This window comes from Methylobacterium sp. J-088 (assembly GCF_022829295.1).
In the GTDB taxonomy this organism is placed as follows: Bacteria; Pseudomonadota; Alphaproteobacteria; order Rhizobiales; family Beijerinckiaceae; genus Methylobacterium.
The window spans coordinates 39,380-53,601 of sequence record NZ_JAKSYH010000175.1; the positions used below are offsets into that span (position 1 = coordinate 39,380).

Consider the following 14,222-nt stretch of genomic DNA (forward strand, 5'->3'; position numbering starts at 1 on the left):
GTTTTTGGCGGCTGCCTAAACGTTGCCTGTGTTGGACAGGCGAGAAGATACGGTGTTTCTTGGATTCATTCCAAGTTTTAATACAAAATTAGAGACGCAATAATCGCAAATTCATCACGCGCGTTCTTTGATCAACGTTCAGGGTCTGGCGGATGTCGAACATGGACCACCAGGTACAATCTGAAGGAAAGTCCGCCGAACGCGTGTCGGCTCCGCCCGCTCCGGGGCAGGCGAAGCCCGGGCCGTCGCCGAGCGTCCTGGCGATCGGGGGCGGCGTGGTAGCGGCTGCGGTCGTCGCGGGCGTCCTGCTCCTCGGCGGTCATGAGAAGGTCGGGACCGTGGACCGGCCGGCCTTAAGCCTGGTCAAGAAAGCCGAGATCGAGAAGGCCGCCGACACCCTGGCGCCCGAGGAGAAGGACAAGGTCGTGGCCGAGGCCAAGGCCTGCACGGCGCCGCTCGCCAGCATGCGGCTGTCGAAGACGACGAGCCAGGGCGGCGGCGTGGTGCGCATCCGGGCGGGGAATTACCTGTCGCCAGCCTTCAACGTCGCCGACACGCCGATCGATATCGCGGTCCCGTTCCCCGCCCCCTACGAGACCGGCAAGGGCGAGATCGTCCTCGAAGGCTCCGCGAAGGACGTGTTCGTCCAGCTGAGACCCGGCCTCAAGATGGATCAGGTAGCCGGCGTCGTGCGGATTCCGGTGATCTGGGACACCAGCAAGCCCTGCGGAAGCTGAGGGATGTCGAAATCCGCCTTCGTTCCGGTCGTGATCTCGGGGCTCGTGGTCGCGGTCCTGACGCCGCTGCTACTGAGCACCGATTACGGTCCCGTAGCCTGGTGGAACGCGGTCGGCCCGGAGACGCGCTGGCGAGCCGGCATCGGGATCGCCATCGCCCTGCTGGCGGCTTTGGGCCTGGCTGCGACCGCGACGGCGGCACGGAAGGCGGAGGCCGCGCTCGGACAGCCGGCGAGCGGCCTCCTCGGCCTGCCGCGCCTGATGCTCGCGCCGCGGCGCGTCGTGGAGGCGCGGGCGCCCGACGATGTGATCGCCACGCTGGAAGCCATGGTCGGGCTCGCGCCGGTCAAGCGCGAGGTCAACGCCCTAATCGCACGGCTCGAACTGGAGCAGCGGCGGCGCGCGGAGGGCCTGCCGGTGTCCGCGATCAGCCAGCACATGGTGTTCACCGGCCCGCCCGGCGTCGGCAAGACCGAGGTCGCCCGGGCGATCGGCGAGATCTTCCGGTCGCTCGAAGTGCTGCGCAAGGGCCACCTCGTGGAGGTCGACCGGGCGGCCCTGGTGGCGGGCTATGTCGGCCAGACCGCGGCCAAGACGCTGGAGAAGTGCCGGGAGGCTTTGGACGGGGTGCTGTTCATCGACGAGGCCTACACGCTGGCCTCGGGCGGCGGGAGCGGGAGCGACTTCGGCAAGGAGGCGATCGATACGCTGCTGAAGTTCATGGAGGACAACCGCGACCGGATCATCGTGATCGTGGCCGGCTACACCAACGACATGCGCCGGTTCATCGACACGAATCCCGGTCTCGCCGGCCGCTTCACCAAGACGATCGCGTTTCCGCCCTACAGCCCCAAGGACCTCTGCGAGATCCTGAAGCGCATGGCGGCCCGCCAGCACTTCACCCTCCCCGAGGGGTTCGAGGCGGCGCTCACCCCTTGGCTCGCCCAGCGGTCCCGGGCCGAGGACTGGTCCAACGCCCGCGAGATGCGGACCCTCCTGGAGAAGGCCCGCGAGGCGCAGGCCGGCCGGGTCGTCCTGCAAGGCGGCGACCTGCGCCGCCTCGAGATCGCCGATCTGCTGCGCGCCACCGGCGAGGACGCCTGACGGCGGCCCGAGCAACGCCGCCCGGCCGCCCCGCACCAAGGTTCGTCACCGCCCAAGGTTTGTCACTGTGATGGAACGCCTCGACAAACATCCGGCCGCCGTCTTCCTGACCATCGTGCTGGTCGCGGTCGGATTGTTGATCGCCCTGCGGCCGGAGGTGCTCGATCCGCTGACCGCGACGCCCGCCGCGCTGCTGCACAACGGCCTGATCCTCGGCGGCCTCGTCGGCGGCCTCTTGGCGGGCAGCTACATCCCGGCGCGGATCGAGGACACCCGGCGCACCCAGGAGCGGGCCCGGGCCAGCCGGAAGATCCGCCCGATCCGGTTCGCGGACGACGGCGCGGCGGCGCAGAAGAAGGATCTCCTCGCCACCGCCCTGGCGAACCTGGAGGGCATGGTCGACCTCGACCCGGTGAAGCTGGAGGTGAAGGGCGTCATCGCCCGGATGCAGGTCGAGCAGCAGCGCCGCGCCCAGAACCTGCCGGTCGCCGCCATGAGCCAGCACATGGTGTTCACCGGGCCCCCCGGCGCCGGCAAGACCGAGGTGGCGCGGATCCTCGGCAGCGTCTTCAAGGCGCTGAAGGTGCTGCGCAAGGGCCACCTCGTGGAGGTCGATCGGGCCGGGCTGGTGGCGGGCTATGCCGGCCAGACCGCGATCAAGACCCTGGAGCGCTGCAAGGAGGCGCTCGACGGCATCCTGTTCATCGACGAGGCCTACGCGCTGGCGCCCGGCGGCGGGAGCGGGAGCGACTTCGGCAAGGAGGCGATCGATACGCTGCTGAAGTTCATGGAGGACAACCGCGACCGGATCATCGTGATCGTGGCCGGCTACACCAACGACATGCGCCGGTTCATCGATACGAATCCGGGCCTCGCCAGCCGCTTCACCAAGACGATCGCGTTTCCGCCCTACAGCCCGCCGGAACTGGCCGAGATCCTGAAGCGCATGGCGGCGGCCCAGGGCTTCGTCCTGCCGGAGGGATTCGAGCGGGATCTCCTGCCCTACGTCAGCGCCCGGTCCCGGGCCGAGGACTGGGCCAATGCCCGCGAGATGCGCACGGTGCTGGAGAAGGCCCGTCAGGCCCAGGCGATGCGGATCGCCGCCAATCCCGGCGGCGACATCAACCGGCTCGAAGCGTCCGACATCGCGACGGCGGTGGGGCGGCAGGCCGCCGGGGCGGTGGATATCGACGGGGCGCGCAAGGTCATCGCCCGCCTCGAAGCGATGATCGGGCTTGCCCCGGTCAAGGAGCAGGTCAAGGCCGTCGTGGCCCGGGTCCTGGTGGACGCCAAGCGGCGCGCGGAGGGCATCGAGGTCGGCGCGGTGAGCCAGCACATGGTGTTCACCGGCCCGCCCGGCGTCGGCAAGACCGAGGTGGCCCGCATCATGGGCGACATCTTCAAGGCGCTCGGCGTCCTGCGGAAGGGCCACGTGGTCGAGGTCGACCGGGCCGGGCTGGTGGCGGGCTATGTCGGCCAGACCGCGACCAAGACCCTGGAGACGTGCCGGGAGGCGGTCGACGGCATCCTGTTCATCGACGAGGCCTACACGCTGGCGGCCGATGGCGGGGGCGGCAGCGATTTCGGCAAGGAGGCGATCGATACGCTCCTGAAGTTCATGGAGGACAACCGCGACCGGATCGTCGTGATCGTGGCCGGCTACACGCAGGACATGGCCCGGTTCATCGACACGAACCCGGGTCTGGCCGGCCGCTTCACCAAGACGGTCGCGTTCCCGGCCTACGACCCCTACGACCTCGTCGAGATCCTGCGCCTGATGGCAGGGCGGCAAGCGTTCCGGCTGCCGCCGCGCTTCGAGACCCTGCTGATCCCGTGGATCGAGCAGCGCGCCCAGCGGCACGACTGGTCCAACGCCCGCGAGATGCGCACCCTCCTCGAACGGCTGCGCGAGGCCCAGGCGATCCGGCTCTCGGGTGATCCCCTGGGCGATCACGGCCAGTTCGAACTGGTGGATTTCGAGCGGGCCCTCCGCGCCGCCGCGCCCGCGGCATGAGCGGCGGCATGAGCGCATGCGTGACGACGCGATGAACGGTGCGAAGCGGAGTCCGTCGCGGCCATGAGCCCCCGCGGCGAGGACTGGCTGCGCGCGCACGCGGCCCTCTGGTACGGCGAGGCCCGCTACCGGCTGGCATGGCTTCTCCTGCCGCAGGCCGCGACCTGCGCGGCGGCGGGCCTGTGTCTCGCGCTCGCCGCACAGGGCGGATGGGGCCAGCCGGCCACCGCCTCGAAGGCGCGGGTCGCCGAGCTGAGCGCCCTGCGCGACCGGGCCGGCAAGGACGGTGACCGCAAGGCGTTCGACGAACTCACCGCCGCGGCGACGCGGGGCCAGATCGACGCCGCGATCAAGCTCGGGACGCTCTACGACCCGCTGACCGCCGCCTACTTCCCCAGGAAGACGGTGCCCGACAATTTCGCCCGGGCGACCGCCCTCTACGGCCCGGGCGCCGCCGTCGGTGACCTCACGGCGGTCTCGCGCCTCGCCGACGTGCTGCTCGATCCGGCCAACCCGAACCGCGACCTCCGGCGCGGCTGCCGCCTCGCCCAGACCTGGATCGAGGACCCGGAGACACTGCAGCGCACGATCACCGGCGAGGAGCGGCTCACGGTCAAGCTCGCCACCTGCTACGTCGAGCCCGGCAGCGGCCTGCCGCAGGATCCGGTCCGGGCGGGGGGATTGGTGACGGCGGTGCTGTGGCGCAGACACCCGCCGACCATCGACGCTTTCGTCAACAATCTGGGCCAGCAGAACCCCGCCCTGGTGTCGGGCCTCCAGCAGAGCCTGGCCAAGCAAGGGCGCTACATCGGCCCCGTGGACGGGCGTGCCAATCCGGGCATCGTCACCGCCCTCCAGGTCGAGGCGGGGATCACCAACACGGTCGCGGCCCCGCGGCCCGAGCTGCGGCGGATAGAGCCCAAGGGTCCGGAACCGGAGGTGAGGGCTCTCCAGGCGGCGGCCCAGGCCGGCGACCGTGGGAAAATGGCCGAACTCGAGAGTCGGGCCGATGGCGGGGACGCGGACGCGCTCACCGCCTACGCGCGCCTGTTCAACCCGGTCTTCAACAAGGGCGCGGTGTTCGCACCCGACACGCAGGTCGCCGTCGCCTATTACGAGCGCGCCGCCGCGGCGGGCAACGGCATGGCGGCAGGCGAGGCCGCGGTGATCTACGACGCGGGCTGGGGCAACGTCGCCAAGGATCCCCGGAAGGCCGCCGTCCTAGCGCTGCGCAGCCTCGACCTCAAGGACAGCCAGAGCGAAATCTGGCTCCTGTTCGAGGAGGCGGGCAGCTGGAGTGGCCCGTTCTGGGGCGCCCTGCAGGCCGAGCTGACAGCCTGCGGCTTTTACAAGCTTCCCGTCGAGAACAAGCGCAACGCCGCCGTCATCACGGCTTTGCGCACCTACATCAAGGCCAAGTCATGACCGCCACCGATCGAGGCAGGGCGCACGGGACGCTCTGGTACGCGGATGCGCGCTACCGCCTGGCCTGGCTGGTCCTGCCCCAGGCCGTGGTCGCGCTCCTGGCCGGCCTCGCCCTGGCGCTGCTGAAGCCGACGGACGAATGGGGCAAGCCGGCCGACAACAAGGAGAACGAGAAGCTCTACTACGATCTGGCCCACAAGATCGGCCAGGAGGGCGACAAGGCCGCCTTCGAGAGGCTGAAGAATGCCGCCGAGGGCGGCGACCTCTACGCCCGCGCGGCCATGGGCTATCTCTACGATCCCGAATGGGGCCCGTTCTTCCCGAAGAACCCGGTCAGGCCGGACCCTCCGAAGGCCCTGGCCTATTATCAGAAGCCCGCCGATATCGGGTATCCGCTGGCCCAGCGGGGCATGGTCGAGATCCTGCTCGATCCGAAGGGCGGCGCCTACGATTTGAAGCGCGGCTGCCGCTACGGGCTGGCCTTCAACGACAACCCGGAGGCGATCCGGACCCAATATCTCGGCGGATCCTGGCTGGCGCGTTACCGGCTGGCGAACTGCTTCCTCAACGCCGAGAGCGGCGTGCCGCGCGATCCGCAGAAGGCCGCCGACATCTACCTGGGCGCGGTGGCCGCCAAGCAGACGTTCGTGGTCGGCAATTTCGCGGACGATCTCGGCCGGCAGCCGCCGGACCTCCTGGCGGCGATCCAACGCAATCTCGCCCGGCGCGGCTTCTACACCGGCCCGGTCGACGGGACGGCGAGCCCGCAGACGCGGGCAGCCGTGCAGGCGCTGGCCGGCAACGCCGGCGGTTCGCAGCCGAACCCCTATGGCGGGAAATCCGGCGCCGCCAAGCCGGCGAATCCGCCCCCGGCCGTGCAGCCGAGCGTCGATGAACTCATCGCGCTGTCCAAGAGCGCGGTCTCCAACGCCGCCGACGCGGCCAAGCTCAGGAGCCTGGCTGAGAGCGGGGTCTCGGTCGCGCAGTATTTCTACGCCACGATGCACTTGTCCCCGGCCAACAAGGAGCAGCGGGTCACCCCGCCCGACGGGCCCCTGGCGAGCCGGTATCTCGAACGTCTCGTGACCGAGCGATCTCTCGCTCCCGCGGCGGTCTCTGCGGCTTTCCTGTACGACATCGGCGGCGCCGGCCTGTCGCGAGACGCCGCGAAGGCGGCCGACATGACGATCCGGGCCCTCGAACTCAAGTCCACCGAGATCATGCAGAATCTCGAACAGGACAAATGGGGCGACGGCTTCTGGGCCGCCCTGCAGGAGCGGCTGGCCGAGCGGAGTCTCTACCAGGGCCGCATCGTCGACCAGCGCAATGACCGCACCATCCAGGCGGCCCGCCGCCTCCTCGGCAACCCATAGGAGATGACGGGCATGGCTCCCGGTCGACATCCGGATCGCGCGTGGTTTCCGGCAGGGGGTGGCCTCGCCCGCGGGCTCGCCGTTCTGGCGGCGGCCCTGGTGGCTGGCCTTCTCCTGCCCGGCGCCGCTTGGGCGCAGATCAAAGTCCGCAAGGCCGATTGCCTCGTCGAGGCCGGCGGCAGGACTCTGATCAACGGCGCCTGCGAGTTCCTGACCGATGCCTCCGCCTACGGGGTGGGCGGGTTCCGCCTCGCCACCTACGAGAACGGCTACATCCGCTACGGGGCGATCGTCACCATCTCGTCCCCCGGCCGTGGCACCGCGACCTGGAGCCGGGAGGCCGGCGGCAAGCCCGAGGACGGCCCCACCGACGTGGTCACGTCGAATGGGGCCTGCTGGACCGGCTCCCGCAGCCGGGTCTGCGCCTGGAAGCTCGGCGAGGGGCGCCCTGGCTTCGACGGGCCCGGGGCAGCGGCCGGATTGACCGGGCCGCGCTTGGCCGACTGCCTCCTTGAGGTCGGGGGCGAGAGCCGGCTCGACGGGGCCTGCCAGTTCCGGCCCGAGTCTGGGCAGGATGGTACGCGCGGCTTCGAGATCCGGTCCTATATCGGTGGCAAGCTCGACATCCTGGCGCAGCTGGTCCGCGAGCCCCAGAACCCGCTGCGGGCCACCGGCTACTGGAACGCGCGCTCCGGCGCCCTGCGCGCCGGCGAATCCCTCGGCGCGATGGCGCCGGACGGTCCCTGCTGGCAGAACGTCGACGCCCGGCTGTGCGTCTGGCAGCCGGGCCAGAACCGCGGCGCCTGGGCCCGGCGCGACGGCGGCGCTCAGCCGGCGCAGGATCGTGGCACCCAGCCGAGGGAGCCGGATCCGGCCGTCTCCACACCGCCTCCGCCGCCCCGCGACACGGCTGAATCGCGAGATCCGCCGCCCGGCACGTTCCTGAAGCTGTCCTTCAAGGGTCGCTGCGAATCCCTGATGATCGACGGCGAGGACGCGACCGCCGTCTGCGCCCCGGCCGCGGAGAACACCTCCGAGGCCGGGAGCCCGAAGGCCGGGTTCATCTTCGGCACCACCGACGACCGGGCCATGGCGTTCCTGGCTTCGGCGAAGGGTTGGGTCGAAGGCGGCGCCCTGCACCAGCCCATCGACGGGCTCCTGCTCGCCGAGGGCAAGCAGTCCCACACGATCAAGGTCAAGGGCACCTGCGAGATGCCCGACCCGATGGGCGGCCCCGTGGTCATCACCTGCAGCGCCCAGTCGGCGAACAGCACCTATGCCGTCCGCTTCCGCACGGATGGCAACCGGCCGGTCCTGGAGCAGAAGCCGCCGAAGTGAGCGCTCCGCTGCCGATCCCCTGTCGAAGCCGAGGAGATCATCGATGGCACCCGATATGGTGAGACCTTCCCCCGCCGACCGGTCCGCCCTCTGGGCGTGGGCCGGGCTCCTGGGGCTCCTCGTGCTCTGTCTCGCCGGGCCGGCGCTTGCGAAAACCATCGACCGGACCGCCCGCCCCGGGCAGCGGATCCAGCTCGATGGCTATTCCATGCAGCACGATCGGGCAGGCTGCCCATCGGAGCCGCCGAACGCGGTCGAACTCGTCACGCCCCCGCGCGGCGGCCGTGTCGATCAGCGGCAAGAGCTGATGGTGCTCAACTTCAACACGGACGGCACCCGCGTGACGGGCCCGTGCTCCGCCGTCGAGCAGGACGCGACGGCGCTGTATTACACGGCCCGAGCCGACTTCTCCGGCCGCGACACGGTGTCGGTCGCGGTGACCTTCTCGAACGGCGAGGAGGTCACCTACACCTACCGGATCACGGTGCCGGCGGCCGAACGCCGGCAGGCCCCGGCGGTGTCGCAGCGGCCAAGCCCCCGCGAGGACGCCGCTCCGGCGGTTCGAGTTGCCCCGGCCAGCCGCGAGGCGAGCACCGTCGACTTCCTCCGCGACACGGTCCGCGGCGCCGCTCCCGCCAGTCCGGCGAGGCCTGCGGCGGCGCCTCCGAAGGCGGAGGCCGACGCTTCGGCATCCGCCTCGGACGCGCCTGCACCGCGGGTTCCGGCCGAGTCCTCGGCCCCGCGGAACGTGTCCCCGGCTCCACGCCCCCACTCGCCGGCCACGCCCCAACTTTGACACCGCGCAGGCCGCCCGGTCCCCCACCGACCGGTGCCCGCATCACGATGCCGAGGAGAAGTCTGGTGGATCACCGCATGCCGAACGCCGCCCGATCCCTTGCGCCGGCCCGCCTGCCCGCGTGCATCGGCCTGATCGCGCTTTGCTTCGCGCTACCGGCCCAGGCGGAGGTGGTGAACAAGACCGCGCGGCCCGGGCAGCGGATCTTCCTCAACGGCTTCACGTATTATTTCGCGACGGAGGGCTGCCGGTCGCAGGCGGCGTCGATCGAACTCGTCTAGCCTCCGCGCGGCGGCCGGGTCGAGCAGCGGCGGGAGTTCAGGATCCTCTCCGGCAAGACCGATGCGACCGGGGCCCCGATCTCCGCCCTGAATGGCTGCGAGGGCGCCAAGAAAAATGCGATGTCGCTCTACTACACGGCGCGGCCCGATTTTTCCGGCCTCGACACCCTGTCGGTCACCGTCACATACGGCGACGGCTCGACGCTCCCCTTCACGTTCCGGATCCGGGTGCCGGAGGGCGAACGCCCTCAGGCCCCTGTGGCGACGCGGGCGCCGGTCCGCCGCGACGGCCCGGCCGCAGGTCCGCGGGACGAGGCCCGGAGCGCGCCGGCGGCCCGGGAAGCCAGCACCGGCGATTTCCTGCGCGACACCGTCCGCCAGGCGGTGCCCGCGGCCCCGCCGCCGCGGGCCACGGGGACGCCCGATGCCGCAGCGTCCGCGGGTGGAACGGAGTCCACGGCTCAGCCCATCCCGCGCACGGTCACCCCGGCACCGCAGCCGCGGCCTTCGGCCCAGCCGCTGCTCTGATGCCGGCCGCCTGCTCGCGTGAGCCGTTCCCCGCCGCCCGGTCCGGGCCGGCGAGCGCGCGCCTGCCCGATCTCGGGAGCCGCCCATGAGGATCTTTCTCTGGACGCTCGCCGTGATCGGACTCGTCGTCGGAACTGTGGGGGCGGGCGGCACGCTTTATTTCGGTTCTCAGATGCTGATCACCGCGGATCGCGTCCACTTTCCGAAGAGCATCCTGGTCATCCTGATTGCTCTACGCGTGATCGTCTGCCTCGCCATCTTGGGCGGCTCGGTCTGGCTGACGCACTGGCTCGTGGCCTCGGTGGAACGCTGATGTTTCCGGTTGGCCGGGTGCGCAGGCGTTGGTGCGCCATCGCGGGCCGGCGGACGATGAAGAGACAGACAATCGAAGCCGTGGATTGAGCGTTTGAAGATGAGTGTCGGTCGATGCAGGCATATGTGGATGCAAAAATACGATCGCCGGACCTTGTCGTGATGATCTTCGAGGCCGTGCGCCGGTCCAGAGTTGCCGGCGGCGCTTTCGCCTGCGGCGATCCTCTTCTATCCTGGCGCTGCCGGCACCGAATCGGTACTATCGCGTCGATCGCATGACCCTGTCCGCGGACCAGATCCTCGATCTCGCGCCGGATCCGGCCAGCCGCAAGGCCGGCCAGGATCAGGCGAAGCCGGCCAAGTGGCAGGGGCTCGGGCGCGCCGGAAGCGTCATCTGGGGTGAGATCAAGGGCAGCGGCGCGGCCCCGTACCGGACGGTGGCGGACCCGTCCGGGCCGGCGGCGAAATGCACCTGCCCGAGCCGGAAGTTCCCCTGCAAGCATGCGATCGGCCTGATGCTGGTCGCGGCCGCCGGGGCGCCGCCCGAGGCCGAGCCGCCCGATTGGGTTGGCGCCTGGATCCGCGGGCGGGAGAGCCGCGCCGCCGCCGCGGGCCGCGCCGAGGAGACGGCCAAACCCGTCGACGCCCGCGCCCAGGATCGGCGCCGGCAGGCCCGGGACGCGAAGGTCGCCGGAGCCCTGGACGAACTCGACCTGTGGCTGCGTGACCTGATGCGGCGCGGTCTCGCGGTGGCCCGAGCCGAGCCCTATGCCTTCTGGGACCGCATGGCCGGGCGCCTCGTCGACGGGCAGGCTTCCGGCCTCGCCCGGCGGGTCCGGGCGCTGCCGGGCCTCGCCGCCGCGGGCTTACGTCCCGGCGCCGCCGCCCCGGAGGCGGCCTTGGCGTTCGGCGTCGGCCGGCTCGCACTGCTGGTCCGGGCTGCCCGGCGCCTCGACGCCCTGGCGCCGGAACAGGCCGCCGGCGTGCGCGCTGCGATCGGCTTTCCCGTAGGCGCCGAGGAACTGGCGGCCCGGCCTGGCGTGTCCGACGATTGGGCCGTCCTGGCCCATACCGTCACCGAGGAGGACAGGCTGACGGTCCGCACCGTCTGGCTCGTGGGGCGCAGGACTGGCCTGCCCGCCCAGGTGATCGATTTCGCCGCCGCAGCGGCGGCCCTGCCGCTCATGCCGTCTCCGGGACGGGATTGCGCCGGGAGCCTCGCGTTCCATCCGGGGGAACCGCCGCTGCGGGCGGTCTTCCGCGATGGCGCGGTCGTGGCCGGTGCCGCCGCCCTGCCGGCGGGCGGCACGGTCGCGCAGGCCCGCGACGCCTTCGCGGCCGTACTGGCCCGGGCCCCCTGGACCGAGCGGTGGCCGGTCTGCGTGGCCGGCGTCCGGCTCGGGCATCTCGCGGGCGGAGGCGGTCTGGCGGCGGGGGATGCCACCGGCTGCCTGCCCCTGCGGGCCGACCCGCACCTTCCGGCCGTGCTGGCGGTGTCGGCTGGCCAGCCGGTCGGTCTGTTCGGCCTCTACGACGGCTTCGGCCTCCAGGTCCTAGCCGTGACGGCGGCCGGGCGGCGCTTCGCGGTCCCGGCGCAGGATCCGCGCCCGATCCTGCTGCTGGCGGCCTGATGGACGCCGTCACACCCGGACCGGTTGCGGATGCCTGGGAGCCGACCCTGGCGGCCGCCCTGCTCGGCGCCGACCGCGCCGGGCCGGCCCGGACCGGTGACGATCTCGTCGCGCTCGATCCGGTCTTGGATGCCGGTGGTGCGTTGCTGGCGCGGCTCGCCGCCCACGGAATCCACCACCTCGCCGGGGCGGGCTTCGCGCCCGAGGCGCTGGTGCCGGTGCCTGAGCGGGCGCCGGCGGGGCCCGAATGCCCGCCCGCGGCGGCCTCGCGCCTTGCCCTGCTCCTGTCCGCGGAGAATCGCGAGCGGCTGGCGGAATGGTGCGATCTCGCGGGCGAGGCGGGGCTGCGGGCTCCGGCTTGGCTGCTGCCGGCGCTGGCGGCCCGCCGCAGCGATTTGCCGGAGGCGGTCGCGCGGGTCGCCGGGGCCGAACTCGCCTGGCTCGACCGGGCCGCGACGGGCGGGGCCGAGCCGGAGGCCGCCGAGGGGGAACCCGACTGGACCGAGGGCGCCCCGGCCGAGCGCGAGACCGCCTTCCGTGCCTTCCGCGCCCGCGACGCGGCGGCGGCCCGCGCGGCCCTCGAAGCCGGGTTCCGCACCGAGAAGGCCGAACTGCGCGCGCGCTTCGTGGCGGCCCTGGCGGTCGGCCTGTCGGAGGCGGACGGCCCGTTCCTCGAAACCTGCCTGGACGACCGCGCCGCCGGGGTCCGCACGGAGGCGCAACTTCTCCTTCCCCGCCTGGCGGCCTCGGCCTTCGCGGCCCGCATGGCGGCCCGGGCGCGGGCGGCGCTGCGGATCGAGGCTCAGCGCAAGCTGTTCCGCACCACCTACACCCTGGTGGTCACCCTGCCGGAGGAGGATCCGGCCCTGGCCCGGGACGGGATCGCGCCAAGCGCCCACGCCCCGCAGGGGAGCGGGGTCCGGGCCGGATTGCTGCGGGATGTCCTGGCGGCGGCGCCGCTCGAGGCCTTCGCCGAGCACCCGCCGCGGCGCTGGATCGAGCTGGCCCTGCGCGGCGACTGGTCGGGCGAGATCCGCGCCGGACTCCTCGCCGCCGCGCGCCGCGCGGGCGATCCCGCCTGGAGCGAGGCCCTGACGACGGTGCTGGGCGAGGCCTGCCTCGGCCGCCTCGCGGGGGTCGAACCCTCCGAACCGCTCGTGACCGCCTGGGCGGCAGCGGCGGCCCTGCTGCCGGCGAGCGATTGGGAAAAGCTGGTGGCGATCCTCATCCGCGCCGACTCGGTGGCCTTCGTGATCGCGCATCTCGGACAGGAGCCGTCGCGGTTCTCCGAATCCTTCACGCGCGCCTTGCTCGGCTGGTTGTCTGGCCTGATCGACCGCGGCGCGGTGCCGGATCCGCCCTGGAAGCTTGCCCACCTGATCGACGGCCTCGCCGAGCGGGCTTGGCCGAGCCAGGAGGCAGCCGCCGCGGCCGGTGCGCTGCGCGATCGGTTCCCGCAGGACGGCAACCGGTCTCTGGCCAGTGCGCTCGCCCGGCTCGCCGAGACTCTGGACCTGCGTGCCGCCATGCGGCGCGACTTCGCACCCGATCCGCCCGTTTCGGAGACCGCCCTACGATGAGCCCGACCGACACGCCCGCCCCGACCCGGCTGCGCTTGGCCGCCGAGGAGGCCTTCGCGGAGGAGATCGAGGCCCTGCGCGCCGCCGACGACCGGCCCCGCCCGCCGAACTGGCAGATGTCGCCCCAGGCGGTCGTCACCTACCTGATGGGCGGGCAAACGCCCTCCGGGGCCGCGATCAGCCCCAAATATATCGGCGACCGGCGGCTCATGGAGATCGCCGTGGCGACGCTCGCCACCGACCGGGCGCTTCTTCTGCTCGGTGTCCCGGGCACCGCCAAGAGCTGGGTCAGCGAGCATCTCGCGGCGGCGATCTGCGGCACCTCGCGGCTCACCGTGCAGGGCACGGCCGGCACCAGCGAGGAGGCGATCCGCTACGGCTGGAACTACGCCCTGCTGCTCGCCAAGGGGCCGAGCCGCGAGGCCGTGGTCGCTTCGCCGGTGATGCGGGCGATGGAGCGCGGCGTGATCGCCCGGATCGAGGAGCTGACGCACATCCCCTCGGAGACCCAGGACAGCTTCATCACCATCCTGTCCGAGAAGACCCTGCCGATCCCCGAACTCAACGACGAGGTGCCGGCTCGGAAGGGCTTCAACCTCATCGCCACCGCCAACAACCGCGACCGGGGCGTGAACGAGCTGTCGAGTGCGCTCAAGCGCCGGTTCAACACCGTGGTGCTGCCGCCGCCCGCCACGATCGAGGCCGAGATCGCCATCGTGGAATCGCGGGTCGCCGCCCTCGGGCGCGCCTTCGAGATCCCGGCCGAGCCCCCGGGGGCCGCCGAGATCCGCCGGGTGGTAACGATCTTCCGGGAATTGCGCGAGGGCGTGACCGCCGACGGGAAGGCCAAGGTCAAGCAGCCCTCCGGCACGCTCTCCACCGCCGAGGCGATCAGCGTGGTCGGCAACGGGCTCGCGCTCGCCGCGCATTTCGGCGACGGCCGGCTCACGGCACGGGATCTCGTCTCGGGGATCGGCGGCGCCGTGGTGAAGGATCCCGTGCAGGACGCCATCGTGTGGCGGGAATACCTGGAGACCGTGGTCAAGGAGCGGCCGGACTGGAAGGATTTCTACCGCGCCGCCCGCGAGATCGGCTGAAAGCCC

At 71.8% G+C, this 14,222-nt stretch carries 13 protein-coding genes; all 13 read left to right on the forward strand.

Translation table 11 applies throughout. The annotated features are described in order from the left end of the window. Positions 1-203 precede the first annotated feature (203 nt). The 13 genes from MKK63_RS19710 to MKK63_RS19770 all read left to right on the forward strand — a co-directional run bounded on the left by MKK63_RS19710 (position 204) and on the right by MKK63_RS19770 (position 14,216). Positions 204-737: a hypothetical protein gene (locus tag MKK63_RS19710; RefSeq protein WP_244004771.1), complete on the forward strand. Its 534-nt coding sequence runs from the start codon at positions 204-206 to the stop codon at positions 735-737. 3 nt (positions 738-740) lie between these two features. Beyond that, positions 741-1,841: an AAA family ATPase gene (locus MKK63_RS19715; protein WP_244004773.1), complete on the forward strand. Its 1,101-nt coding sequence runs from the start codon at positions 741-743 to the stop codon at positions 1,839-1,841. Between the two features lie 70 nt (positions 1,842-1,911). Next, a complete protein-coding gene (locus tag MKK63_RS19720; protein WP_244004775.1) occupies positions 1,912-3,855 on the forward strand; it encodes an AAA family ATPase in 1,944 nt (647 codons plus the stop codon). A 63-nt stretch (positions 3,856-3,918) separates the two neighbouring features. Next, on the forward strand, positions 3,919-5,280 hold the full coding sequence (locus MKK63_RS19725) for a hypothetical protein (RefSeq protein ID WP_244004777.1): 1,362 nt from the start codon (positions 3,919-3,921) through the stop codon (positions 5,278-5,280). Further along, positions 5,277-6,653: a peptidoglycan-binding protein gene (locus MKK63_RS19730; protein ID WP_244004779.1), complete on the forward strand. Its 1,377-nt coding sequence runs from the start codon at positions 5,277-5,279 to the stop codon at positions 6,651-6,653. The genes MKK63_RS19725 and MKK63_RS19730 overlap by 4 nt, the downstream gene beginning before the upstream one ends. Before the next feature lie 12 nt (positions 6,654-6,665). Continuing rightward, positions 6,666-7,991, forward strand: a complete 1,326-nt coding sequence (locus MKK63_RS19735) for a hypothetical protein (RefSeq protein ID WP_244004782.1) — start codon at positions 6,666-6,668, stop codon at positions 7,989-7,991. A 43-nt stretch (positions 7,992-8,034) separates the two neighbouring features. Then, positions 8,035-8,787, forward strand: coding sequence for a hypothetical protein (locus tag MKK63_RS19740; protein ID WP_244004784.1), 753 nt, complete (start codon positions 8,035-8,037; stop codon positions 8,785-8,787). 65 nt (positions 8,788-8,852) lie between these two features. Continuing rightward, complete coding sequence (locus MKK63_RS19745) at positions 8,853-9,068, forward strand: hypothetical protein (protein WP_244004786.1); 216 nt, start codon at positions 8,853-8,855, stop codon at positions 9,066-9,068. 120 nt (positions 9,069-9,188) lie between these two features. Further along, the gene (locus MKK63_RS19750) at positions 9,189-9,596 is read left to right on the forward strand and encodes a hypothetical protein (RefSeq protein ID WP_244004788.1); all 408 of its coding nucleotides are present in this window, start codon (positions 9,189-9,191) and stop codon (positions 9,594-9,596) included. Positions 9,597-9,681: 85 nt separating this feature from the next. Beyond that, positions 9,682-9,909 (forward strand): hypothetical protein, encoded by a 228-nt coding sequence (locus tag MKK63_RS19755; protein WP_244004790.1) that lies wholly within the window; start codon positions 9,682-9,684, stop codon positions 9,907-9,909. A 274-nt stretch (positions 9,910-10,183) separates the two neighbouring features. Continuing rightward, on the forward strand, positions 10,184-11,539 hold the full coding sequence (locus tag MKK63_RS19760; protein WP_244004792.1) for an SWIM zinc finger domain-containing protein: 1,356 nt from the start codon (positions 10,184-10,186) through the stop codon (positions 11,537-11,539). Further along, positions 11,539-13,119, forward strand: coding sequence for a DUF5691 domain-containing protein (locus tag MKK63_RS19765; RefSeq protein WP_244004794.1), 1,581 nt, complete (start codon positions 11,539-11,541; stop codon positions 13,117-13,119). Before MKK63_RS19760 ends, MKK63_RS19765 begins: the two co-directional genes overlap by 1 nt. Continuing rightward, entirely contained in the window at positions 13,116-14,216 is a 1,101-nt protein-coding gene (locus tag MKK63_RS19770) for an ATP-binding protein (protein WP_244004796.1), read from the forward strand. Before MKK63_RS19765 ends, MKK63_RS19770 begins: the two co-directional genes overlap by 4 nt. Positions 14,217-14,222 lie beyond the last annotated feature (6 nt).